Origin of the sequence: Corynebacterium sp. BF-R-2 (genome assembly GCF_024586525.1) — a bacterium.
In the GTDB taxonomy this organism is placed as follows: Bacteria; Actinomycetota; Actinomycetes; order Mycobacteriales; family Mycobacteriaceae; genus Corynebacterium; species Corynebacterium singulare.
In genome coordinates this window covers 41245-64952 of sequence record NZ_JAMFTP010000016.1, presented here as the reverse complement: position 1 = coordinate 64952, position 23708 = coordinate 41245, and the positions used below count along the sequence as shown (strand labels likewise).

General features: G+C 62.8%; 22 protein-coding genes. 8 read left to right on the top strand and 14 right to left on the bottom strand.

Annotated features, from left to right (window positions below; genetic code table 11):
- Positions 1-48 precede the first annotated feature (48 nt).
- Both M5J09_RS11980 and M5J09_RS11975 read left to right on the top strand, forming a co-directional pair.
- Entirely contained in the window at positions 49-1221 is a 1173-nt protein-coding gene (locus M5J09_RS11980; RefSeq protein WP_257158012.1) for a sensor histidine kinase, read from the top strand.
- Positions 1218-1865 (top strand): response regulator transcription factor, encoded by a 648-nt coding sequence (locus M5J09_RS11975; protein WP_257158011.1) that lies wholly within the window; start codon positions 1218-1220, stop codon positions 1863-1865. Before M5J09_RS11980 ends, M5J09_RS11975 begins: the two co-directional genes overlap by 4 nt.
- On the opposite strand, the gene M5J09_RS11970 is transcribed toward M5J09_RS11975, so the two are convergent.
- Together M5J09_RS11970 and M5J09_RS11965 are read right to left on the bottom strand one after the other, a co-directional pair.
- A complete protein-coding gene (locus M5J09_RS11970) occupies positions 1862-2242 on the bottom strand; it encodes a hypothetical protein (protein WP_257158010.1) in 381 nt (126 codons plus the stop codon). The genes M5J09_RS11975 and M5J09_RS11970 overlap by 4 nt on opposite strands.
- Positions 2243-4108, bottom strand: coding sequence for a BCCT family transporter (locus M5J09_RS11965; protein WP_257158009.1), 1866 nt, complete (start codon positions 4106-4108; stop codon positions 2243-2245).
- Positions 4109-4291: 183 nt separating this feature from the next.
- Here M5J09_RS11965 and thpR point away from each other — a divergent pair, with 183 nt between their 5' ends.
- Positions 4292-4783 carry an RNA 2',3'-cyclic phosphodiesterase gene (thpR, locus tag M5J09_RS11960; RefSeq protein ID WP_052471417.1) on the top strand — a complete coding sequence of 164 codons (492 nt, stop codon included), beginning with the start codon at positions 4292-4294 and terminating at the stop codon, positions 4781-4783.
- Here the strand turns inward: thpR and M5J09_RS11955 are convergent.
- The 10 genes from M5J09_RS11955 to M5J09_RS11910 form a co-directional block, all read right to left on the bottom strand.
- Positions 4758-6389 carry an FUSC family protein gene (locus M5J09_RS11955; RefSeq protein ID WP_070538590.1) on the bottom strand — a complete coding sequence of 544 codons (1632 nt, stop codon included), beginning with the start codon at positions 6387-6389 and terminating at the stop codon, positions 4758-4760. The two genes, thpR and M5J09_RS11955, sit on opposite strands and share 26 nt — an antisense overlap.
- Positions 6361-7581: an ABC transporter ATP-binding protein gene (locus M5J09_RS11950; protein WP_144790910.1), complete on the bottom strand. Its 1221-nt coding sequence runs from the start codon at positions 7579-7581 to the stop codon at positions 6361-6363. Before M5J09_RS11950 ends, M5J09_RS11955 begins: the two co-directional genes overlap by 29 nt.
- Positions 7565-8323 carry an ABC transporter permease gene (locus M5J09_RS11945; protein WP_042533386.1) on the bottom strand — a complete coding sequence of 253 codons (759 nt, stop codon included), beginning with the start codon at positions 8321-8323 and terminating at the stop codon, positions 7565-7567. The genes M5J09_RS11950 and M5J09_RS11945 overlap by 17 nt, the downstream gene beginning before the upstream one ends.
- Positions 8320-9225 (bottom strand): ABC transporter permease, encoded by a 906-nt coding sequence (locus M5J09_RS11940; RefSeq protein ID WP_257158008.1) that lies wholly within the window; start codon positions 9223-9225, stop codon positions 8320-8322. The genes M5J09_RS11945 and M5J09_RS11940 overlap by 4 nt, the downstream gene beginning before the upstream one ends.
- A complete protein-coding gene (locus M5J09_RS11935) occupies positions 9222-10640 on the bottom strand; it encodes an ABC transporter substrate-binding protein (RefSeq protein WP_257158007.1) in 1419 nt (472 codons plus the stop codon). Before M5J09_RS11935 ends, M5J09_RS11940 begins: the two co-directional genes overlap by 4 nt.
- Positions 10637-11398, bottom strand: a complete 762-nt coding sequence (locus M5J09_RS11930; RefSeq protein WP_306558253.1) for a GntR family transcriptional regulator — start codon at positions 11396-11398, stop codon at positions 10637-10639. Before M5J09_RS11930 ends, M5J09_RS11935 begins: the two co-directional genes overlap by 4 nt.
- 80 nt (positions 11399-11478) lie before the next feature.
- Positions 11479-12459: an LLM class flavin-dependent oxidoreductase gene (locus M5J09_RS11925; protein WP_257158006.1), complete on the bottom strand. Its 981-nt coding sequence runs from the start codon at positions 12457-12459 to the stop codon at positions 11479-11481.
- 3 nt (positions 12460-12462) lie between these two features.
- The gene (gene brnQ / locus M5J09_RS11920) at positions 12463-13800 is read right to left on the bottom strand and encodes a branched-chain amino acid transport system II carrier protein (protein ID WP_257158005.1); all 1338 of its coding nucleotides are present in this window, start codon (positions 13798-13800) and stop codon (positions 12463-12465) included.
- Positions 13801-13838: 38 nt separating this feature from the next.
- A complete protein-coding gene (locus tag M5J09_RS11915; RefSeq protein WP_070538586.1) occupies positions 13839-14936 on the bottom strand; it encodes a MalY/PatB family protein in 1098 nt (365 codons plus the stop codon).
- 10 nt (positions 14937-14946) lie between these two features.
- Positions 14947-16779, bottom strand: a complete 1833-nt coding sequence (locus tag M5J09_RS11910; protein ID WP_257158004.1) for an ABC transporter ATP-binding protein — start codon at positions 16777-16779, stop codon at positions 14947-14949.
- Between the two features lie 90 nt (positions 16780-16869).
- Here M5J09_RS11910 and M5J09_RS11905 point away from each other — a divergent pair, with 90 nt between their 5' ends.
- Positions 16870-17406, top strand: a complete 537-nt coding sequence (locus M5J09_RS11905; RefSeq protein WP_042531880.1) for a hypothetical protein — start codon at positions 16870-16872, stop codon at positions 17404-17406.
- Complete coding sequence (gene idi / locus M5J09_RS11900) at positions 17403-17927, top strand: isopentenyl-diphosphate Delta-isomerase (RefSeq protein ID WP_257158003.1); 525 nt, start codon at positions 17403-17405, stop codon at positions 17925-17927. The genes M5J09_RS11905 and idi overlap by 4 nt, the downstream gene beginning before the upstream one ends.
- Here the strand turns inward: idi and M5J09_RS11895 are convergent.
- Complete coding sequence (locus tag M5J09_RS11895) at positions 17924-19210, bottom strand: carboxylesterase family protein (protein ID WP_257158002.1); 1287 nt, start codon at positions 19208-19210, stop codon at positions 17924-17926. The two genes, idi and M5J09_RS11895, sit on opposite strands and share 4 nt — an antisense overlap.
- 23 nt (positions 19211-19233) lie before the next feature.
- On the opposite strand from M5J09_RS11895, the gene M5J09_RS11890 reads away from it, so the two are divergent.
- Both M5J09_RS11890 and M5J09_RS11885 read left to right on the top strand, forming a co-directional pair.
- A complete protein-coding gene (locus M5J09_RS11890) occupies positions 19234-19398 on the top strand; it encodes a hypothetical protein (RefSeq protein WP_168162221.1) in 165 nt (54 codons plus the stop codon).
- Positions 19385-19540 (top strand): hypothetical protein, encoded by a 156-nt coding sequence (locus M5J09_RS11885; protein ID WP_168162220.1) that lies wholly within the window; start codon positions 19385-19387, stop codon positions 19538-19540. Before M5J09_RS11890 ends, M5J09_RS11885 begins: the two co-directional genes overlap by 14 nt.
- Positions 19541-19562: 22 nt before the next feature.
- Here the strand turns inward: M5J09_RS11885 and malQ are convergent, their stop codons facing one another.
- Positions 19563-21653 carry a 4-alpha-glucanotransferase gene (gene malQ, locus M5J09_RS11880; RefSeq protein WP_257158001.1) on the bottom strand — a complete coding sequence of 697 codons (2091 nt, stop codon included), beginning with the start codon at positions 21651-21653 and terminating at the stop codon, positions 19563-19565.
- Between the two features lie 93 nt (positions 21654-21746).
- Between malQ and M5J09_RS11875 the strand changes: the two genes are divergently transcribed.
- Positions 21747-23588, top strand: coding sequence for a long-chain fatty acid--CoA ligase (locus tag M5J09_RS11875; RefSeq protein ID WP_070538581.1), 1842 nt, complete (start codon positions 21747-21749; stop codon positions 23586-23588).
- The last annotated feature ends 120 nt before the right edge of the window (positions 23589-23708 follow it).

The following is a 23708-nucleotide window of genomic DNA, read 5'->3' as shown; positions in this document are numbered from 1 at the left end:
TCCGCAGGGAGGATTTCCATACCCTGGGGGAGAGCTATCCTGTCAACCATGACGAGAAAGACGAGACCACTGTGGCTTACAGTACTGCTCATTCTGCTCTGCGTGCTGGCGGATATGGCCACGTGGATCCTTCAGATCGAAAGCTTTGAGGTGACCGACCGGGAAATTTACATCACCTCCTTCATGATTGTCTGTGCCGTTGTCACGTGGATTTTGCTGCCCTTCGCCCTGCACCACTCGCGCCGGGAGCGCAACATCCACGAGGAGTACCCCGGCCACCCGGTGGCGCTGAGTGCGGCTCTGCTCGTCTTAGCGCTCGGCGGGTTTCGCCCACTGTCGCTGTCAGTGCTGGTGGTGTTGATTTCTCTCATCTCGCGCGGCCGACTGCGGTTGTCCCTGGCGGGCACGGTGGTGCTGGTGGTCTCGTATGCGACCGTCATGGCGGTGCCCTACCTGCACTTGAGCTACCTGTCGGTTTTCGGCTACGGGTTCTTCGGAATCATCGTGCTCGTCGTCGCCTGGATTACGGGGTCGGTGCGCGCCCAGCGCCGCCAACGCGAGGTCACGCTGGTGAGCTTGGCGGAGCTCAATGAGGACCAGCTGCGCTCGCGCGAGGAGCGCGCCCGCCTGGAAGAGCGCAACCGCATTGCCCGCGATATCCACGATTCCCTCTCGCACAGGCTTAGCCTCATCTCCGTCTACGCGGGTGGCTTGAGCTATCGCAAGGACGCCGACCCAGAGCGCGTCGCCGAGGCAGCCGACACCATCCAATCCGAAGCGAAGTCCGCCGTGGAGGACCTGCGCGGGGTCATCAAGGCCCTGCGCGTGGATGACCGGGTGGATCCGCGCGCGAGCATCGAGGAACACATTGAGCGCGCACGCGCGGCGGGGACGAAGGTGCGGTATGAGAAGGGAGACGTCGATAAGCTGAGCACGATGGCGGCTCACACTCTGGGTCGCGCCGTGCAGGAGGGGCTGACGAACGCGCGCAAGTACGCACCGGGCCAGAAGGTGACGCTCAGTGTGGAGAGTAAGGAGGACAAGGTGCGGGTGAGGATGCAGAACAAGAAAGTGGCGCACCAACCGGAGTCCGGTGGCAGGAACGGCCTGCTGGGTTTGGAGGAGCGCGCCCGGTTGGCGGGAGGTACGTTTACCGTGCTTGACGACGCCTCCATCTTCACCTGGGTCCTCGAACTACCTAAGGAAGGCAGCGCACAATGATTTCAGTGGTGTTGGTCGATGATGAGCAGGCGCTGCGGCGCGGTATCCGTTTCATCCTGGAAGGTGCTTCGGACATCGAGGTGCTGGCCGAGGCCAGCAATGGCCGCGACGGCGTGGCGCGCGTGACGGATTTGCGGCCCGATGTCGTCCTCATGGATATCCGCATGCCCGTCATGGATGGCATTGAAGCGGCCGGGCAGCTGCGCGCGAGCGCCCCGGATATTCCGGTGGTCATGCTGACCGCTTTTGATACGGATGAGTTCATCGTGGATGCGCTGCATGCCGGCGCTATGGGTTTCTTGCTCAAGACCATCGAGCCGGAGGGCTTGGTCTCCGCGGTGCGGGCTGCGGCCACGGGGCAGCAGCTGCTGAGCCCGCAGGCGCTGAAAAACCTTCTGGCGCTCAAACGCCCTGAGCCGGAGCCGGCAGAGGTGGAGGTGCTTGAGCCCCGCCCGCTGGAAAGCCTAAGTCAGCGCGAAAACGAGGTGGCGCAGCTGGTGGCCCAAGGGTTGGATAACCAGGAGATCGCGGATCAGCTCTACGTCTCCGTGACCACGGTGAAGACCCACATCAAGCACATCCTGGACAAGCTCGGCGGCACTAACCGCGTGCACATCGCGATTGCGGTGCTGGAATCGCGCTAGCGTCGGCGGAGGAAGGCGGAAATGATGCCGATGATAGCGATGACCACCACGATGATGGAGGCCGCCGGCCAGTACTGGGGGTAGTACTTCAGCGTGTAGCCAAAGACCTGGCTGTCGTTGAACTGTTGGGTCAGTGCGATGGGCATCCACCACAGCTTGGTCAGCGTCAGGATCGCGCCCAGGAGCCCGGCGATGATGCGGACCGGCCTGCGCAGGAAGAAGCTGGCTGCCACGAGGAGAACACCAACAATCGTGAGTGCGAAAAGTAGAGGCGTATCCACGGCGAGCGGCGAGCCATTGATAAGGAACTCGTGGTCCACTTCGTGCTGTTCGATAAGCGTGTAGCCGTCGAGGACGACATCGTCAGGGATGCCCACCTACTTCTCCTTCTGCTCAGAGTCCGGGTCGTAGCCATCGGACCAGGTATCGGTCCTAAAGTCGTAGTCTACATTCTCGCCTTCTTCGTCCGTGCGTTGGTACCAGTCGGTGTAACGGTGCGCGGAGGAATCGAAATCAGATCCGGCACCCCGGCCGTCGTCGGCGCGCTCGATGGATAGCTCGAAGTCATCGCCGTGCTCCTCGATGCCCCTCAGAACCGCGTTCTCCACCGCGGTCTGGGCGTACTTTCGGCGGATGAACATCGGGTCGGAGCGTAGGTCAGTGATGAAGGCAACCATCATGACGAGTAGCACAATGCAGAAGGGGAGCGCGGAGAGGATGGTGAGGTTTTGAAGCCCGGTGAGCACGTCTTCGCCGCCGGTGAGCAGCATGACGACGGCGATTCCCATCATGCACAGGCCCCAAAAGATGACGATGATCTTGTTGGGCGCTGGGTCGCCTTTGGAAGACATGGTGCCCATGATGACCGAGGCGGAATCGGCCGAGGTGATGAAGAAGACCGCCAGCACCACCAGCAGGATGAAGGGGGTTACCTGGTGCAGCGGCAGGTTGGCAAACATGTCGAACAATACCTGCTCGCCGGAGGCGGAGCCGTCGAAGCCCTGCAGGTTGTCGCGGTGGAAGTCAATGGCCGTGCCGCCGAAGATCGTGAAGGCCAGGATCAGGATGGTGGTGGGGGCCAGGACCGTCACGGCGGTGAATTCGCGCAGCGTGCGGCCGCGCGAAATGCGGGCTACGAACATGCCCACGAACGGTGTCCAGGCAATCCACCACGCCCAGTAGAAGGCGGTCCAGTAGGACTGGAACTGAACCGTCTCATCGCCCCAGGACAGCCCCTTGGCCATCATGGGCAGCAGCTGGTCCAGGTAGGTGACGATGCCGGATGGGATGAGGTTGAGCAGCAAGAGGGTGGGGCCGACGAGGAAGACGAAGAGCACCAGTCCAAGTGTGAGCGTGATGTTGAAGTTGGACAGGTAGCGCACGCCGCGGGAAACACCGGAGACTGCCGAAATCAGAAAACCGCAGCCAAGCACGGCGATGATGACGATGAGCGCGGTGTTGGTCAGCGGCCCGGCGCCCCGGATGATGGAGACACCCTGGCCAATCTGGATGGCGGAGACGCCGAGCGTAGCCGCGGTGCCGAAGAGCGTGGCCACGAGCGCGAGGATGTCGATGAGCTTGCCCAGCGGGCCGTCGGTATCGCGGGAGCCGAACAGGGGCTTGAAAATGGAGGAGACCAGCGGCACGCGGCCGCGGCGGTAGGAGGAATACGCGATGGCACCGCCGACGAGCGCGTACGCCGCCCACGGGGATAGCCCCCAGTGGTAGTGGACCTGCGCCATGGATTGGTGGAGGGCTTCGACGGTGTTGCCATCAACAGTATGTGGCGGTGGGGTGAGGTAGTGCGCTAGCGGCTCGGAGGGGCCGTAGAAGAAGATGCCGACTCCAATGCCCGCGCCGAACATCATGGCCACCCAGCTGAACCAGCCGAATTCGGGTTCTTCGTCATCAGTCCCGAGCTTGATGCGGCCAAGGCGGGAGAAGCCGATGTAGGCCATGGTGACCACCGCCATCATCATGGTGACGTTGAGCAGCCATCCGGCGTTGGTGATGGCCCATGAGAACGCGGTTGAGGATGCCGTAGAAACGGACTCTGGGGAGCTAATGCCCCAGATGATGAAGCTTACGATGAGGGCTGCGGTGGTGAAGAAGGTGACTTTGTCGAGCCCGAAGGTGTTGCGTTGGTCCTCGACGCTGATGCCGGGAACCAAGCCTGGGTGCATGTTATGGGGATAGAGACCGACCGCAGGGCCGGTGGCTTTTTGAGAGTTCACGGCCACCATTGTCTCAGATGAGCGAAATGACAGCGCTGTGAGTTAGGATAGGGGCACTTATTTCTGCGTCGATTGGAATGCCATGCCGCTGCCTAATTTTGATGAGAATGTCCGCGAGCTAGAGGAGGCCTTTGCCGTCTTTGAGCGCGTGGAAGAGCACGTGTTGGATCCAAAACTCCTGTTGACGGTGAGATGATCCGCCTTTTCAGCGCCTTTTTCCCCTCGGAGGAAGCGCGGGAGCATCTGGTGCGGGCGGTACGCCCTCTGAAGGATAATGGGCTGCGGTGGGTCGATCCAGATAATTGGCACATCACGCTGGATTTCTTCGGGGATCAGCCCAATGATGCCGCCGAGGTCCGCGAGATGCTCCGCGGAATTGAAGGAGCGCCCGTGACACTGAGTCTGAGCGGGGCGGGGTCCTTTGACAAAAACGTGCTGTGGGCTGGAGTGCACGGCCACATCACGCACCTCATGCTGGAACCATCCCGTCCGCATCTCACGCTAGCCCGCGCGGGGCGTCGTACGCGCGACCCCTGGCTTATCCCGGATGCTGTCCACGCGCTGAGTGTCTACCGCGGACCGGAATTCGAGGTCAGCACCATCAGCTTGGTGCAGTCCTTTCTTGGGGAAGGACGCGGGGGCGGGCCGCGTTATGAGGTCATCGATGAGTTTCCGCTGCGGTGATGTGCTCGATGAGTTCATCCAGCTCCGCGCGGCTCGGCTGCGAGAGCGGGTTGACCACGCAGAAGTCCAACAGATAATAGCCAGCTGCTTGTAGAGCCGTGTGGCGCTTCCAGAACTGTTCGATGTCAGAGCGGTTGGTGGCCAGGGACTGCATACTGCGGCGCTCCGAGAGCAGCTCGTAATGGAGGTCGCGGCGCTGGGCCAAGGCTTCCTCCGGAGTCTTGATAAGCAGCGCGCCGAGCAGGGCCGCCATGGCCTCGAAGCAGCGCGTCTGCAAGCGGTGGTGGTTGAGCATCTGCGCGTTGGGCTTCCACAACCACAGTACCAGCATGGCTACCACCACGGACAGCCCGATTTCCGCCATGCGCTGACCAATCGTCTGAGCCAGATGGCCCGAGGAATTGCCCATGAGCAGCGCCAGTGGGGTGGAGAACACCACGCACAGCGCATAGTTTTTCACCACGAGAATCTCCGCGCAGAACTGGCAGAATGCCAGCGCCAGCAACAGTCCCCAGCCGTGCGGGCTGAAGGAAGCGATGAGTGCGAAGACGCACACGCCCAACACGGAGCCGAGCATGCGCTGCAGGCCGCGAATCGTACCCGGAACGCGGTCTGGACCCCACTGTAAGAGCAGCAGCACCGATACCGCGCCCCAGTCCGGGCGGTGAAGCCCCAGCGCCAAACCCAGAAACGCGGTCACCAGACCACCCAGCGCAATCTTTTCCGCAGTAACCACCGCATGCGAGTTGCCCACGGCCGCGCGGTACATGCGGTAGCGCATCGTGGGCTTGGTGTGCGGAATCGTGGTGCGGTCGGGGTCGACATAGGTAGGCGCATCCGACAGGTCGTCTGAGTTGCCGCCCACCTGCTGGTGGTGGGCCACGATGCGTTGCTGCGCGGCGAGGGCGCGATGCACCAGCGAGGCCTGGGCAGGGCGGCGAATGCGGCCACCGCGGATGACGCCGGCGTCGGCAAGCGCTTGCCACGCCGTGGACAGGGCAGATTGTGCCTGGTGGTGTTTGGCCAGGAAATCCGAGGAAGAGTCCACAAAGGCCGCGGCAGCTTTCTCCAGTGCGGCGACCGCGCGCGTCTCCGGGCCGTGCGGATCCCAGAAGCGCGGCAACATGCCCAGCACGTAGCCGGCAGCCACGCCCGCCAGGCTCCACCCGGCGACCTCCCATGGCGAAATCCCGCGCAGCATGGTGGAACCGCCCGCCACCATCACCATGAAGAACGTGCCGGGCGGTGGCAGACGCAGCGCGTTCTGCACGAACGCGCCCACCGTCGCCAGCGTCACCGTGAACACCGCGGTCATGGCCAGCCCGTCGATGAGGGAGCCCGTCGTGGCGGCGAGCGTGAGCAGCGCACCGGCAGTGAGGATGATGCGGCGCCGCGTGCGGTAGGGGTGCCCCTCACCGTAGATGACGGAGAACGCTCCGGCGGAGACCAAGAGCACGGCGTCGGGGTGTCCGATGAGGATGGCCACCAAGCCAGGAATGATGATGGCTAAGGCCGCGCGCAGGGCGCCGGGCCAGCGGCGCGCGGAGGTGTTGAAGGCGGTGAAGAGCTGGAGGGCGCTAGGGCGTTGCGGCAGAGGGTGTTCCATAACGTGAGAACACCTTACTCGTTTCGCCAGAATCCACGAGCTTGCCGTCCTGCAGCACGGCCACGGTGGGACACAAGTGCTTGACGACGTCCATATCGTGTGACACAAACACCAACGTCATGTCCCGAGTCACCCGCTGGATCAGCTCGAGGACCTGCGCGCGGGAGGTGGCGTCGAGAGCGGAGACGGCTTCATCGGCCAGCAGGATCTCGGGCTTGCCCACCACCGCGCGGGCGAGTGAGATGCGCTGGCGTTGACCACCGGAGAAATCACGGGGATAGCGCTCGACGCCGTCGATGCCGACTTCGCGGAGCACGCGCTCGGCCTCCTCGCGGGTGCCGCCGCCTTCGGCCACGATTTTCCATACGGGCATGCGCGGATTGAGCGAGCTCTTGGGGTCTTGGAAGACCATGTGGAAGCGGCGCGAGACGGTGACGGTGCCGGACGTGGGCTTTATCAAGCCGGTGAGCAGCTTGAGAAGTGTGGATTTGCCGGAGCCGGAGCCGCCGATGATGCCCAGGCGTTCGCCCTCGCGGACGGTCAGGGAGACATCATCCAGCGCGGTGACCCCGCGGTAGGTCTTAGTGACGTGGTCAAGGGTAATGACGGGCTCGCCCAGGGTAGGGGTGGGCGGCAAGCTGAGATCCGGCGTGGTCATCTCACCGATGTGGACGACGCGGTCGCAGAGGCGCTCGACCACCTTCTGATCATGGCTGATGAACAGCAGCGCGGTGTCCTGGTTGTCGGTGACGGAGGCGATGTCGGAGAGGATCTCCTCCTGGGTGCGCGGATCGAGGGCGGTGGTGGGCTCATCGCAAATGAGGAGTTTGGGCCCGCGCGCCATGGCCATCTCAATGAGGGCGCGCTGGCGCTGCCCACCAGAGAGCTGGTGCGGGAAGCGGTTGAAGCCCGGAACCTTCTGAAGGGGATCGAGCGCAGTCATGGGTTCCTGGAAGACCATAGCCAGGGGAAGCTGGCGCAGGTCGCGGTCGCGCATACCGAGCAACTCCTGGCCCTCGAAGCGGATGGAGCCGGTGGCCTCGAGATGGTCAGGCAGCAGGCCCATGATGGCGAGCGCGGTGAGGGACTTGCCGCTGCCGGAATCGCCGACGAGCCCGACGCGCTCGCCCGGGGCAATCTCGAAGGTGAAGGGGCCGACGGAGCCCACGCGCAGATCAGTGACGGTCAGCATGGCTTCCTAGAAGGTTGAATCCGAGGACGGTGCCGGCGATGGCCAGCCCGGGCCACAGAGCTTGGAGGGGGTGGGTGGCCAGGAGGGGTTGGGCGTCGTGAAGCATGCGGCCCCACGAGGCCGTTGGAGGGGCGGTGCCCAGGCCCAGGTAGGACAGGCCGGCCTCCGCGAGAACGGCCAGCGCAAAGTACACCGAAGCCTGGATGGCGATGATGCCGCCGAGGTTGGGCAGCACGTGGCGCCACGCGATGAGTGCCGGAGGCACCTTCGAGATGCGCGCCGCGGCGATGTAATCCTGCGTCATGATTTGCAGAGTGCCGGAGCGCGTGACGCGGATGAAGGAGGGAATGCCCGCAATACCAATGGCGATGGTGGCCGTGAGCGTGGACGAGCCCCACACCGCGCCGGCGACGATGGCCAGCAGCAACGCCGGGAAAGCTAGGAGGAGATCGGCCGCGGCCATGATGACCCCGCCGCCGCGCATCCCCGCGATGATGCCCAACGGCACACCGATGAGAGCGGCGATAGCCACCGCTACGACACCCACGAGCAGCGTGACCTGCGCGCCCGTGAGGATGCGGGAGAAGGTATCGCGGCCAAAGCGGTCGGTACCCATGAGGTGCTCGAGGCTGGGGCCGGCCAGGCGGTCGGGGGAGATGAGGTTCGGGTCATAGGGCGTCCACACCAGCGAGACAAGAGCCAGCAGGACGGTAAGCCCCACGAGAAGATAACCGGGTTTCATCGGGCCTCCTTGAGGCGCGGATCGATGACGCGGTAGGCCAGGTCCGTGAGCAAGTTGACGGTGAGGGTGAAGGTGACAAAGACCATGATGAGCGTTTGGATTGTGGTGAGGTCGCGGGTGGAGACGGCGTCGAGAAGCATGGAGCCCAAACCTGGGATGACGAAAACATTCTCGATGACCACCGCGCCCACCACGAGCGTGCTCAGCTGCACGCCCGTCACGGTGAGGACGGGCAGCGCCGCGTTGCGCAGGCCGTGGCGGATGAGCGCCCCAGTGCGGGACTCACCCAGGGAGCGCGCGGTGCGGATATAGTCCTTGTCCATCTCCTCCGTGAGGGTGGCGCGGACGTAGCGGGTGAGCATCGCGCCCTGCACCAACGCCAGGGAAATCACCGGTAGAACGAGATGGCTCAATCCCTCACGCGGCAGCTGCCAGCCATTGGCCGGCAGCCAGCCCAGATGTACGGAAAAGACCGCGACGAGGAGGATGCCGACTAAGAAACTCGGCACCGCGATGCCCAGCTGCGTCGCCGCGTTGAGCACCGGGAGGCGGAATCGCGCGAGGAGGATGCCCATGGGGATGGCGCCCAAAAGAGCGAGGGCGATGGCCAGGCCGATGAGCAGCAGGGTTACCTGTGCGCGGTCGAGGACGAGCGGGGTGATGTCCTGCTGGGAGGATAGCGAGATGCCAAAATTGCCCGTGAAAAGGCCCTTCATCCACTCCAGGTACTGCACGAGGAGCGGGCGGTCCAGGCCCATGGAGTGGGTAAGCTTCTCCACGGCCTCGTCGGTGGCGTTAACGCCCAAGGCTACGCGCGCCGGGTTGCCGGGCACAGCCCGCATGAGCAGGAAAATGAGGACGGAGGCCGCGAAGAGCGTGCCGATAAAACGCAGGAACCTCATCGCACGTCTCGCAATTCGATGGCATCTGTAATCTGGTTGGGCTGAAGGCCGGTGAGGCCGTCACGGTAGAGCACAATGTTGGGCATATTCATCAAGGTTAGGGCGGGCATATCGGCCATAATCTGGTCTACGGCCCCGCTCATGTCGTCCTGCTGCAGCAGGGTCCGGGCACGCTCGGAATCATAACCAATGTAATAGTCCGGGTTGCCAAAGATGGTGGGGATATCCCGGGGTTCGACGTGTGCGACGAGGGACATCTGATAGTCCTTGGCCCCCATGACTTGGCTCAGCCACACGGCGGGGAACTCGGCGGTTTCCAGCTGGACGTCGAAGCCGATGTCAGTGAGCTGGGAGTAGAGAAATTCCGAGAGAGTTTGGGCATAGGGCAGGCTCGGCACCGTCAGCGTCAAGGGGGTGCCCACGGCCCCGGCGTCCTCCATGAGCGTGCGGGCACGGGCAGGGTCGAAGGGGTAGTAATCCTGGCCGCTAAACCACGGGTCGCTCGGTGGTACGGGCGCCCCACCGGTGTCGCGGGCGCGGCCCTGCCACAAGATGTCATTGGCTGCCTGCCGGTCAATGCCATAAGCCACAGCGCGGCGCACGCGGGGGTCATCGAAGGGCGCAGCCTGGTTGTTCATAGAGAGCAGCACCTCACCGTTGGTGGTCCCGACGGCGGTGTGAATGGAGTCCTCAAGGGTGTCGAGCAACTCAGGGTTTTGCACGCCCCACACCGCGTCGACCCCTCCGGAGCGCAGCGCGTTGACCGCGGTGAGGGAATCGGGGAAGTAACGGATGGTGATGTCCTCGGCGGCTGGCGTTCCCCAGTAGTCGCTGCGGGCCTCGAGAGCGATGTATTCACCGGGGGAGAACCCCGCCACGGCGAAGGGGCCAGTGCCCACGGCTTCGGTAGGGGTGCGCATGGCACCAATGGCGGTGCCCATCGACCATAGCCAGCCGGCCGATGGCCGGGAGAGCTCGACGATGAGCGTGTGATCGTCGACAGCCGTGGCCTGCTTGACGACGTCCATCTGCGCACTAATGCCGTTGGTCCACTCCGTCTTCACCGCGTTGATGGACCAAGCGGCGGTGTGCGCAGTAAAGGCCTCGCCATTGGAAAAGGAGGCCTCGCGCAAGTGGAAGGTGTAGCGCGTAGGTTCGGCCTCCCAGGATGTGGCTAGGCCCGGAACGATGTCACCCTCCGGAGAGATACGCACGAGGGTTTCGTAGACGTTGCTCATGAGTGCAGCAGGGATGGCTGCACCACCCACGGTGGTGAAGTCCAGGGACGTTGCGGGCGTGGTGGTAGCTAAGGTGAGCGCGGTGGAATCAGCATCCACAATCGCGGTGGAGCCTGCAGAGCATGCGCTTAGCGACGCCACCCCCAGCAGCCCCAACAGAGTCAGTCGGGTTCTCATCCTTCCGAGAGCTTGACTTCAAGCGGGGAGGTAGTGCCACGCACGCTGGTCATGCCGAGCGTGAGGCGGTCACTGAGGTACAGGATTTCGGTGCACTCGACGGGGTGGCCAGAGTGATCGGAGATGTCGAGGTGCAGGCGCCACAGCGGGGTGCCCGTGTCGATGTTGAGGGAACGCGCATCCTCCTCCGTGGCTTGCGCCATGGAGAGCTCGCGGTTGACATTGTCGAACTCGACGCCTTTGGCGCTGAGGTGATCGTGAATGGAGCCGTTGTCCGCATCAAAGTTGAGGATGTGGCTGCCCACCTCCAGCGGGAAATACATGCGCTCGATGGAAATGGGAAAGTCGTTGGCGCTGCGCACGCGGTGCACGAAGACGACCGGGGCACCTTCGTCCACCTGCAGGAAGTTGGCCACCTTCTTCGGGGCGGGGCAGCGAGCGAGCCACAGGGTCTTCGCGCCGGGCTCGAAGCCGCGCTCGCGGAGCCAGTGCGTCACGGAGAAAATCGAGTCGAAAGACTCGGAGGTGAATCGGCCCAACACGACGGAACGCCGGCCGCGGCCGGAGGAAATGAGGCCCTCCGAGCGCAGGGCGGCAACGGCTTGGCGGACGGGCCCACGGGAGGAGGAGAATTGCTCGCAGAGCTCGGCTTCACTGGGCAGGAAGTCACCTGGGGCGAGTTGCTTGCTGCGAATGAGTCCGCGCAGATAGTCAGCAATCTTGCTGTGCTGCTGGGTACCGCGAAGTGACACGGCCATTCTCCTCAATGTTGATACTGTTATAACAGGTCTAATATTAATTCACGCGCATGCAAAAAGTCTTGCACGTTGGGGAAACATTACAACTCCCACGCGTGCGCCAGTGTTTCCATGTTACCCAAGACCTTCTCGTGATTGGTCGACTGCAGTGAAATCATGAGCTCGTCCGCCTGTGCTAGCTCTTGGAACTCTGCAAGGTACTCGCGGACGTGCTCGCCGTTGCCCACGGCGGAGTACTTGAGCATGTCGAGGATCTGCTGGCCCTGGGCGGTGGAGATGATCTGCTCCACGTGGGCGTCAGAAAGCTGCTTGCTCCTGCCCACAAAGGCCTTGACGCGGCGGAAGCACACGCGCTCGAACTCCTCCTCGGCGTTTTCACCTGCGGTGACGTTGACGCCGGCGATGACATAAGGTTCGGGGAAGGACTCGGAAGGCTGGTAGTTCTCGCGGTAGTAGGCGGTGGCGGACTCGAGGTGCTGCGGGGCGAAGTGGGAGGCAAAGGCGTAGGGCAGACCGTACTTGGCTGCCAGTGAGGCGCCGAACATGGAGGAGCCCAAGATATAGATGGGCACATTGGTGCCAGCGCCTGGGATGGCTTGAACGCCCGGGATGATGGATGTGCCGGCGAGGTAGCCCTGCAACTCCCTGATGTCCTCCGGGAAGCGCTCCGCGGCGTGGCCATCGCGACGCAGCGCGCGGCCCAAGGTCTGCATATCGGTACCAGGGGCGCGGCCCAGGCCCAGGTCGATGCGATCGGGGTAGAGCTCGGCCAAGGTGCCGAACTGTTCGGCGATGACATAGGGAGCGTGGTTGGGCAGCATCACGCCGCCTGAGCCGAGGCGGATGCGCTCGGTCTTGGCGCCAATGTGGGCGATGAGAACGGCCGGGGATGAGGAGGTGATGGAGGGCATGTTGTGGTGCTCGGTGTACCACATACGTTTAAACCCCAAGGCTTCCGCGCGCTGTGCCAGCTCGACCGACCTGGCCATTGACTGGGCGGGGGACTCTCCGTCGTAGATGGTGCAGAAATCGAGGATGGACAAGGCGGCGCGCTGCGTCATGAGTTACTCACTTCTTTCTTCAGAGCCTGTAGATACAACATCGATGATAACGCCGATGATGAACGCAAGGAGGGTGGGAACAACCCAGCCCAAGCCCACGTCCTGACCAGGGGAGAAGTCTAGCGGTGCACCAAAGGAGGTAGCCGCAGACCACAGGACGGATACCCACAGTGCAAGTCGGAATGCCCAGTGGAAGGTCACCCAGCGCTTGACCACTGGCTGCAGCAAGGTGAGAGCGATGAGCGAGATGGCCGGCGGGTACAGGAAGATGATGAAGGGCACGGCAATCGACAGCACGGTCTCCAGGCCTTGGAAAGCAAAAGCGATGGACAGCGCTGTAAAGAGGCAGGCCCAGAAGTGGTAGGAGGTCTTCGGAACCAGCATGGCGAAGAACTCTGACGTGGCGGAGATGAGTCCCACCGCGGTGGTCATGCAGGCCAAGATGACGATGGCGGAGAAAACGGCCTGGCCGGTGGTGCCGAGGGTGAGGTTGGAGGCGTCGGCAAGCAAGGCGGCGCCTGAGTCGTAGGAGGAGCCGTTCGGCATGGTCTGGCCAATCCACGCCAAGCCCAAGTAGATCGTGGCGAGCAGAATTCCGGCAATGACCGCGGAGACCACCGTGCCGCGCAGCAACTCAGTGTTCTTGGAAAAACCTTTGGAGCGAAGGGAGTTCACAATGACGATGGAGAAGGCTAAGCCGGCGATGGCGTCCATGGTGTTGTAGCCCTCAAACAGGCCGGTGACGAACGGCGAGGTCGCGTACTCCTCCGTTGGTGTGCCCGGGACGCGTGGGTTGCTCACGGTTGCCACAGTGATCAACACGACGAGCAGGGCGACGAGCGCTGGGGTGAGGAATTTTCCCAAGGTGTCGATGATGTTGTTCGGGCGCCACGCGAGCACCAGAGCGATAAGGAAGAAGACCACGTTGAAGGCGCCGTTGGCGGCAGTACCTTCCCAGCCCAGCAGTGGGGTAATGGCGGTTTCCATCGACACCGCACCCGTGCGCGGCAAGGCGTAGAAAGCGCCGATGGCGAGGTAGGCAATGACGGAGAAGGCAACGCCGAAAACGTTGCCGCCGTGGTTGCCAATATCGCGCACAGACTGCCCGGAGATGGCCACCGCGATGATGGCGAGAACCGGCAACGCCACGCCGGCGGCGAGGAAGCCCAAGGTGGCGGGCCAGAAGTTGGTGCCGGAGGAGACACCGACCTCCGGCGGGAAGATGAGGTTGCCCGCTCCAAAGAACATGGAGAAGAGCATGAGGGAAGCCACGACGATGGTCTTCACGGGAGAACCAGTCGAGGCTGTATGCGGGGAGGCCTGAGCGTCGTTTATGGACATTTTTCCAAGGATAATGCCCATGACGTGAGATGTAAATTCTAGTGGAAGGCCTTCTCCAAGCGGTCGAGTGCTTCTTCCAGCAGCTCACGGGAGGTCGCAAAATTGAGACGCGCGTGGTGCTCGCCGCCCGTACCGAAGGTCACACCCTCATTGAGGGCTACCTTGGCGTGCTCGCGGACCCACGCGGCCGGTTTCGGGTTATCCCCGATGGCTGTCTCTGAGAAGTCGAGCCACAAGAGGTACGTGGCCTCCGGACGGGACGTCTTGAGCCCCGGCACGCGCTTGGGTAGCTCATCCACCAGCCAATCGCGGGTGTCCTTGAGGTACTCCACTTCCTCATCGAGGAAGTCCACGCCCTTGCGGTAGGCGGCCTCCGCCGCCAGCACACCGAGCGTGCCGGTGCCGTCCTTGGCTACTCCGGTGAGGCCATTCCAGCGCTCCACATCGGCGGAGTTGGACAGGATGACCTGCGCGCACTTGAGGCCCGCGGTGTTCCATGCCTTGGACGTGGCGGTGACGGTGATGACGCGATCCGACAGGGAGGCCAGCGGGATGTGGCGGCCCTTGTAGACCAGTGGCGCGTGGATTTCGTCGGAAAGAATGCGTGCATCATACTTATCCGCCAGCGCCACCAGCCCACGCAGCCACTCCTCATCAAAGACAATGCCGAGGGGGTTGTACGGGTGGGAGAGCAGGATGGAGCCGGCGCCGGCCTGGAAAGCACGCTCAATGTCCGCAAGCTCCAGGGAGGTCTCGATCTTCTCGCGACCTGCCGTTTCTGGAAGCTCCAAGAGGGGTGGGTAGGAGGGAACTGGGACCGCAACCGGGCCCTCGGTGAAGTACTGCACGCCGAGCAACAGGCCGCGGACAACGTCCCCGATCCAGAACACGTGCTTCGGGCGCCAGCCATAGCGTGTTTCGTAGAAATCGGCGACGGCCGCATTGAGCTCCGAGGCCTTGGGGGCCGGGGTATAGCCGAAGGACTCGGCGTCAACGGCCTCCTGGATTGCCTCCTTCACCGCGGGTGCGGTGAGAAAATCGGACTCGGCGATCCAGAGAGGGATGACATCCTCGTCGTACACGGTCCACTTGCGCGTCCCGCGGGCGGAGAGTTCTTTCAGACTAGGAAAATGCATGGGCCCCACCCTACTCGGAGGGAGTCTGCACGAATCCGTATTTTTTCAGTCGCTGGCGGTCTGCGGCGGAGGCGGATTGGGTCAGGCGGAGCAACTCGGCATAGATGCCGTCGCTCTGTGCGAGCTCGGCTGGCGAACCGATCTCTGAGATGACACCGCGGTCGAGCGTGACGATGGTGTCCACATCCGCAATGGTGGACAGGCGGTGCGCGATGATGAGCGTGGTGCGATCCTTCATGAGCTCATCCAGCCCTGCTTGCACGGCGCGCTCGGCCTTGGTGTCGAGCGCGGAGGTGGCCTCATCGAGGACCAGGATCGGTGCGTCCTTGAGCATGGCGCGTGCCACGGCCACGCGCTGCTTCTGCCCACCGGAGAGCTTCAGTCCGCGCTCGCCGATGACGGTGTCGTAGCCATCCGGGAATTCCTCGATAAAACCGTGGGCGTTGGCCCGCTTGGCCACGGCGATGATCTCCTCCATCGATGCCCCTGGCTTACCGTAGGCGATGTTCTCCTTGATGGTTCCGGAGAACAAATAGGACTCCTGAAAGACCACGCCCACCGAGGCACGCAGGCGTTCCGCCGTGAGCGTGGCCACGTCCTGTCCAAGCACCGACAGCGTGCCTTCCGTGGGCTGGTACAGGCCCAGCAACAGGTTGACCAACGTGGACTTACCGCCACCGGACTCGCCCACGAGCGCCACCTTGTGCCCTTCCTCGGCGCTAAAGGTGATGCCGTTCACCACCGGCTTGTCCGCCTCGTAGGCAAAGGACACATCGTTGAAAGCAAAGACGGGACCCTCAGCTGGGGCCAACGGTTCGACAGGGGGGAGATCGAGCTCCGGGACGTCGGACGCCGCAGCGGCAGAAACCAGCTGCGGGTTGACCGTGGGCTCCGGGGTTTCCTCCATGACCTTGAAGTAATCCTTGGAGCCGGCAATAGCGCGCTGGCTGATATCCACGATCCAGCTCATCATGAACACTGGCTGCTTGGCCATGTTCACCAGCTGCAGGAGCATGACCATGTCACCGATGGAGAAATGGCCGTCCAGTGTGCGCCAGAAAATGAGTGCGTAGATACCGAAGAAGATGAGCGCCATGGCTACTCCACGCGCGGTGTCCATGGAATGCCACCACCGTGACTGTGGCCTCGTTGTATCCACCACGGTGCGGTAGTGGCCACCGAACGAGGCCAGCTCACGGGCTTCGGCCACGAAGGACTTGGTCACCTTCACTTGGCCAATAACTTCCGCGAAACGGCCATTGGCCAGGTCAATGTTCTCATTCTTGATGGCCTCAAACCTCTGCCAGCGCGATGAGGTCTTTGCCGTGAGCCACATATAGATAGGAAAGAGCGCAGCCAAGAGAATCGCCAGCGGCCAGTAATACACCGCAGTGATGACGAGGACCGCCGCGGCCTGGATGAGCATGACGAAGAAATTATTGGAGAAGGACTGTAGGAACTGCGTTACATTGGCAATCGAGCGATCCAAGCGCGCGATGATGGTGCCCGTGACCTGGTTGTCGTAGTAGCCCTGCGGCACGGACAGCAGCTTGGCAAAGTAGCGCGTCGAGAGAATCTGGCGCAGGCGGGAAACCATCACGTCGCCGATATAGCCCCCGATATTCTTCACTACGTTGCCCAGCGCATCCGCCACGAAAAGGGCGAAAACCCACCACACGATGGTGCGCAAAGCTCCGCCGGTCACGACGGTGTCCGTGGCCTCGCGGAGGATAAATGGGGTCAGCAGCGACAGAATAGCGGTCACTGATGCGGTGATAAGGACGCCGAGATAGAACGGCCACAGAGCGGAGGCACTGCGGACGATGCGGAGAATAGAGTTCATCGCCGGCTGATGATACGCCCTTAATAGGAATATCCAACCCGTGGACTAAGGTAGGGGAGAAACCGTAGTCGTGATGGAAAAGGATTCGCGGTGAAGAACTACCTCCCCCTAGCGTGCGTCCCGCTGTGCTTGGTGGCCTTGTCGGGCTGCAGCATCCTCCAACCGCCGGACGCGGGCCCGCAGGACAACATCGTGGTCTCCAGCTCGGAGCCACCAACGTTTGAGGCTAAAGACGTCGATGTCCGCGAGGTGACCGACAACCTGGCAGAGCCCGCCAAGGACGAGGGCCTCAACGTGGAATATGAGCTGCAGGGACTGTACGCCGGCGGGGGCGGCACCGTGCTGACCGTGAAGATTCACAACCTGGGGGAGCTGCCGCTGCCTGCCGACGCCCTCGCGGAACCCACCCTGGAGCGTGCCGATGGCAACGGCGGGTGGGCCGCGGTTGATCCGGTTCCTTATGACCCTGAGGTCAATGTGTCGCTGCCCGCGCCGGGATTGGACCACCCGCTGGGTGCAGGGGCTTCGACCAACCTTCAGTATGTCTATAACGTTGCCGCCGGCAACCTGTGGAATGCGCGCTTTACCATTGGCAATGTGCGCTTTGTAGGAGACCTTAACCTATGACGGAACTCGTCGTACTGGCCTCACCTGAAGGAGAAGCTATCGGCACGGCGGACAAGGCCGCTGTGCACACCGCGGATACCCCGCTTCATTTTGCGTTCTCCGCGTGGGTCGTGCGCGAGGGCACGATTTTGCTCACCCGCCGCGCCTTGTCCAAGCTGACGTGGCCCGGCGTGTGGACCAACTCCTTTTGCGGGCACCCAGGTCCCGGCGAGGCAACTGGTGACGCCGTCGTGCGCCGTGCCCACTTCGAACTCGGCCTCACCGGCACCCCAGAGCTGGTGTTGCCGGACTTTTCCTACCGCGCGGAGGATTCCTCTGGGGTGGTGGAACATGAGATTTGCCCGGTCTACCTCTTTGAGACCACCGACGAACCGACGCCAAATCCGGATGAGGTCGATTCCTACGCGTGGGCTCCTGCTGGCGATGTCCTCGCCGCCGCACAGGCTACGCCTTTCGCGTTTAGCCCGTGGATGATCGAGGAGCTTGCTCACGCGCCCCTGCGCGAGGCGCTCCTGCGCTAAAGCAGAGCGCCGTCCTTGGCGAACGCCGCGGAAATGTAATCCAAGCTGGAGTGCGCCACGCGGTGTTCCCCATTATCCAGGTTGTACTCCCACACGGCATGCTCGGGGCGGTAGGACTCGAAACCAGGATCGCCAGTGCGCACGTACTCCTGCAGCCACGCGGCCAGCTCGGTTCGACCGAAGAGCGGGCGCAGCTCCTCGCAATGCAGCGCCGGGCCGGAGGAGCGCGTGAATTCCACCATCCACGTCTCACCCGGCGCCTTTTCTGCCACCTCCGCCGTCCACCGGCGGATGATGGCATCACCCACCATGCGGCCAGACGGTCGATCCTTATCCAGGAACCGCGCCACCTGATACCACGGCTTGAAGCCATTGCGCGGGAAACCCAAACGCGGTGCCAAGTACCGCAAAGCAATCCCGCGGAAGGGAGAGCGGTCAATTTTCTGGGTGGCGGGGATGTTATAGAACTCGTCGCGGGTGCTTCCGAGGATGAGGGGGACCTGGGCAAGCTGCGAGCACACCATGGGCGTCGGGCCGAGCGCCATGTCCAAGTTGTACTTCCTGCGGAACTTTTTATAACCGGCGTGGAGCTCCTCCTGGCTCATCGCAGCCAGGGAAGAGCGCGTAATGGGCTTCTTCATTACCTGACGCAGCGTGGCCTTGCGCTCCTCAAAGCTCTCGCGCGGGAAACCGGGGGACAGCGCAACACCACGGCGGAAGGCGCCGCGGTAGTGATCGCGCCGGGTCAGCCACAGCACGGCATTGGCTCCGGCGGACTGGCCCAGAAGAGTGACGTTGGTGGGGTCACCGCCAAAGGATTCAATGTTGCGCTGGATCCATTCCAGGCCCAGCTGCAGGTCCTCAATGGCGCGGTAGCGGTGGGGTTCATCATCGCGGAAACGTGCCAGGCCCGACAGTCCCACGCGGTAGCCCAGCTGCACGTGCACAATGCCCGCCTGCGCGGTCGGCGTGCCTTCTGCGCGGCGGTCCTCGTGGGAACCGTGCTCGTAGCGCCCTCCGTGGACATAGACCAGCACCGGTGCCTGCGAAGATGCATGGTGTTCGCCAGTGGTGAGCGGCTCGGATGGCGCGGTGATGGTGAGCGCGATCTTTTCCGGATGCGGTGTGCGCGCATCCTGATCGCGGCGGGCAGCGGGCTCGGGATCCGCGAAATCTCCTGGGATGTGGGAGTACTCAATGGAATGGAAGTGGGCCACATCATCCGTGAGGTATCCGGTGATGGTGCCTGCGGGGCAGGTGATGTCGAGAGGTGCGCTGCTCATGTCCAACAGGCTACCCTGAGGGCATGGAATGGCTTGTGCAAGCGCCAGTGTGGGCGCAAATGGCGGTGCTTGCCGTCACCGCCGTGCCGGCCGCGACGATTATGGGGTGGCTTCTCATGTGGGTTATTGACCGCGTGTACTCCCGCGTGGAGGCCGTGACTAGGATGGGTGAGCATGACTCCCGATGATCACCGTGAAGGGCTCTGGGACCCCGAGCGCCCAGAGCAGCCCCAGCGTAAGCGGGCCCTCCCCAAATCCCGAGTGAGCGTGACCCTGTGGTTGATGATCGCGCTCATCGTCGTTGTGGCAGTAGCGGGCCTGCTGGTCTAGTCGGCCCGCCCTCAGCCGCGTCTTAGCTCGACCGCGTTGACACTTGGGCTAGGCGCTGGAAAAGCTCCTGCTTCGGCAGATCCTCCAGCAGCACCGGCTCGCCGGCGGTGTTGCACAGCGGAATGCACCAGTTGGGGTACTGGTCCTTCGTCGTTCCCGGAAGGTTCTGTGCGCGCACGTCACCGACCATGTCCACGACATTAGTGATAGTCAGCGCGGACGGCGTGCCGGCGACGTACTCGTGGAGCGCCACGAGGACGTCTTCTGCGTTCTCACGATTATCCAGCATGCCGTAGGCCTGCAGGTTGTCTTTGACCTCGCTTTGCCACTCGCGGTCTTGCTCCATTTCATCCGCGACTGCGGTAGTCAACAGACCCAAGCGTGCGCGCAGCGCGATGTGTTCACCGCGTAGGTACGCCAAGGTGGGCGGCAGATCGTGCGTACCCACGGAGGACATCGCCATCTGGCGGTACTGATCTTGAGGGCGCGGAGTGGGGCCATCATCGGCATGTTCAAACCAGATGATGGTGGTGCCTAGCACACCCATGTCCTGCAGAGCAGTCTGAACCCAGGGCTCGAGGGTGCCTAGGTCCTCGCCCACGAGGACTGCACCGGCGCGTTCGGCCTCGAGCGCCAAGATCCCCAGCATGGCTTCCCAGTCATAGTTCACGTACGTGCCGTTGAGTGGGCTGGAGTGGCGCGGAATCCAGTACAGGCGGAACAGACCGAGAACGTGGTCCACGCGCAGACCACCCGCGTTGCCCAGCATGGTGCGCAGCAGGTTCCGCCACGGGAGGTAGCCGGACTCTGCCAAACGCACCGGGTGCCACGGCGGCTGTGACCAATCCTGGCCCTGCTGGTTGTAATCATCCGGCGGTGCACCTACCGAGCACTGCGGTGCAAGGTATTCCGAGAGGTTGACCGCATCGGCGCCGCTGGGGTGGATGCCCACAGCCATGTCCGTGATAAGGCCAATGGACATCCCAGCATTGAGCGCGCGGCGCTGAGCGGCGTCCAGCTGCTCATCGCAGAGGAATTGCAACCACGAGTAGAACTCCGCCAAATCGGAGACATCGAGGTCAAGTGCGTGGCGGCGGCCGCTGTGGCGCTCCAACTCGGTCTCAGCGCACCACAGGGCAAAGTTGCGCAGGCCGCGGCCCTCGCGGCGCTGGTATTCACCAAAGGCCGCACGGCGCTCCGGTGTCATCTCTTGGTTGAAGAGCTCTTGCAGTACCTGCAGCTTGGCCTCGAAGATGGAGTCGCGGTCAATCTCCTCTGCGGAGTGGTTGCGCTCGCGGAACTCGGAAGCCAGCTCGGCCACATCATCCTGCAGCTCTGGGCTCAGGAGCTTCAGCTCCGGAACATCCTCGACGCGGATGTAAATGGGGTTGATGAAACGGCGGGTGGTGGGCAGGTACGGCGAATCCTCCACTGGCGGGAGCGGTTCACCTGCATGCAACGGGTTAATAAGGAGGAAGTCATAGTGCGGCGCGAGAATCTCTGCAAGCTCGGCCAGGTCGCCGAAATCACCCATGCCCCAGGACTTGTCGGAGCGCACTGAGTACAGCTGCGCCATCGCACCCGCTGCGGGCTGCTCGAGGAAGCGATCCGCTGTGCTCAGGTGGTTCGGCACGACGATGAGCGGGCATTCATACTCGCCAATGCCCGGAGAGGACAGCTTCAGGGTGTGGAAGCCCAACGGCAAGTCTCCAGGAACGTGGAAGGAGGCCTCGCCCCAGATGATCCCGGAGACGTCGGCAGGCGGGGCGTCGTTGTGGTCCTGGTATGTCGGACGCGTCTCGCCATTCTCCAACTCAATGGTGACGGTGACGAGATCACCATCGTGGACGTGAACAGTGAAGGATTTTTCTGCGCCTTCGCGCGCCACGACGCACGGTGGCAATGGGCGGGAAGCGCGATCCAGGTAGTCCTCAAAGAGGGCCTGTGTTAATTCTTCATCGTCAGGTCGGTCAGAGATAGAGACGCCGAGTGCGCGCAGCGTATAGGTAATAGTTTCCTCGCTGACGTACACAGGCTGTCCGTTCTGGGCGGTGTACTCGCAGGCCACTCCGTGGCGCTGGGCGAGCTCTTGAAGCAGATCACGGGTAGTCACATCGCCTAATTGTGCCACGCCCTCCGCACGCACGTGATAATTCCGGTTGGTAGAGTGGGCTGGAATTTAGTTTTTGTGGGAAAGGACACAACTGTGACTTTAAATGAGGCACATACCAAAGCTCAGTTCCAGATTGATGAAGGGGAGACCTGCCTGACGGCCATGATGGCCACGGCGAAGGCCCGCCCACATGGCGTAATGTTTACCCGTCCGGCGAACTACGAGTGGGTCAACGTTACCGCAAAAGAATTCGTCGAGGAGGTCTACGCGGTGGCGAAAGGCCTCATTGCCCTCGGCGTGGAGCAGGGCGACCGCGTTGCTTTGATCTCGACGACGCGTTATGAGTGGTCCCTGCTGGATTACGCTATCTGGGCTGCCGGCGCGATTTCCGTTCCGGTCTACCCATCCTCCTCGCTCTCCCAGGTTCAGTGGATTGTGGAAGATTCCGGCGCTGTCCTGGCGATTACGGAGACGCGCGAGCACTCTGAGCTGGTCAAGCACCTCAAGCTGCGTGAGGACGGAACCCCGCAGCTGCACGGTTCACCTTCCCAGCTGCGCCGCATCTTGGAGATTAACTCTTCTGCCATTGACACCCTGAAGTTTGAGGGCCGCGAGCTTGATGACGCCGCAGTGAACGAACGCATTGAGGCCACCGCTACCGATGACGTGGCCTCGCTGGTCTACACCTCCGGCACCACCGGCCGCCCGAAGGGCTGCATGCTTACCCACCGCAACTGGCTGGCGGAGGCCCGTGGCCTGCTCACCAACCCGATCGGTGCCATCGCCGTACCGGGTTCCCACGTGCTGACATTCTTGCCGCTGGCGCACGTCTTTAGCCGCGCGGTGTCCCTTGCGGTCACCATTGGTGGTGCATCCCAGAACCACTGGGCAGACTTCGGCACCATCACCATTGAGTTCGCGCGCTCTCGTCCGAATCTGATTCTGGGCGTGCCGCGCGTGTTTGAAAAGGTGCGCAACGGCGCTTCCGCCAAGGCGCATGGCTCCTCCGCGTTCAAGGGCGCTATCTTCGATCGCGCGGAAAAGGTAGCCATCGAGTACTCCAAGGCGCTCGACACTCCGGAGGGTCCTGACCGCTTCCTCAAGGCCAAGCACAAGGCCTTTGACAAGCTCGTCTACGGAGCAATCCGTGAGGCCATGGGCGGCGAGGTGAAGTACTGCATTTCCGGCGGTTCGGCCATTTCCCAGGAACTTCTGCATTGGTACCGCGGTATCGGCGTGACCATCTATGAGGGCTATGGACTCACTGAGACCGCCGCGGCGGCCGCCGTGGACTTTGTGGATCAGTCCATCGGTACCGTCGGTCCGCCGCTGGGTGGCACAACGCTGCGCATCAACGATGACGGCGAGATCATGATTAAGGGTGGCGTCGTCTTCAAGGGCTACTGGCAGAACCCGGAGGCCACCGAGGAAGCCCTGAGTGATGGCTGGTACAACACCGGTGACCTTGGTGAGATCGATGAGGATGGCAAGCTCGTCATCACCGGACGCAAGAAGGACCTCATCGTGACCGCGGGCGGCAAGAATGTCTCGCCCGGTCCAATGGAGGATATCCTGCGGTCCCACCCGCTGATTTCCCAGGCCATGGTGGTCGGTGACGGTAAGCCCTTCGTCGGCGTGCTGCTGACTCTCGACGAGGACGCGCTCAAGCGCTGGAAGGCCGAGCGCAACATCTCCGCGGCCAAGGGCATCCGTGAGGTCTCCGCCGATCCGGGCCTACGCGCGGACATCCAGGACGCCATCAACCAGGTTAACGCCACGGTGTCCCACGCGGAAGGTATCAAGAAGTTCGTCATTCTGGACCAGGACCTCACCGAGGAAAGCAATGAGCTCACCCCGACTATGAAGGTCAAGCGCTACGTCGTGGCGCAGCGCTATGCGGCCGACATCGAGCGCCTCTACGCCGGCAAGAAGTAATCCTCAGAACGCGAGCCCACTGACGTGGGCCCAGTGACTCAGACTCCGCCCGGTGGCAGGTGCCGCTGGGCGGAGTCTGTGAATTTCTTCGGAGTGTCGCGCGGTTCGACGCGGGGATCT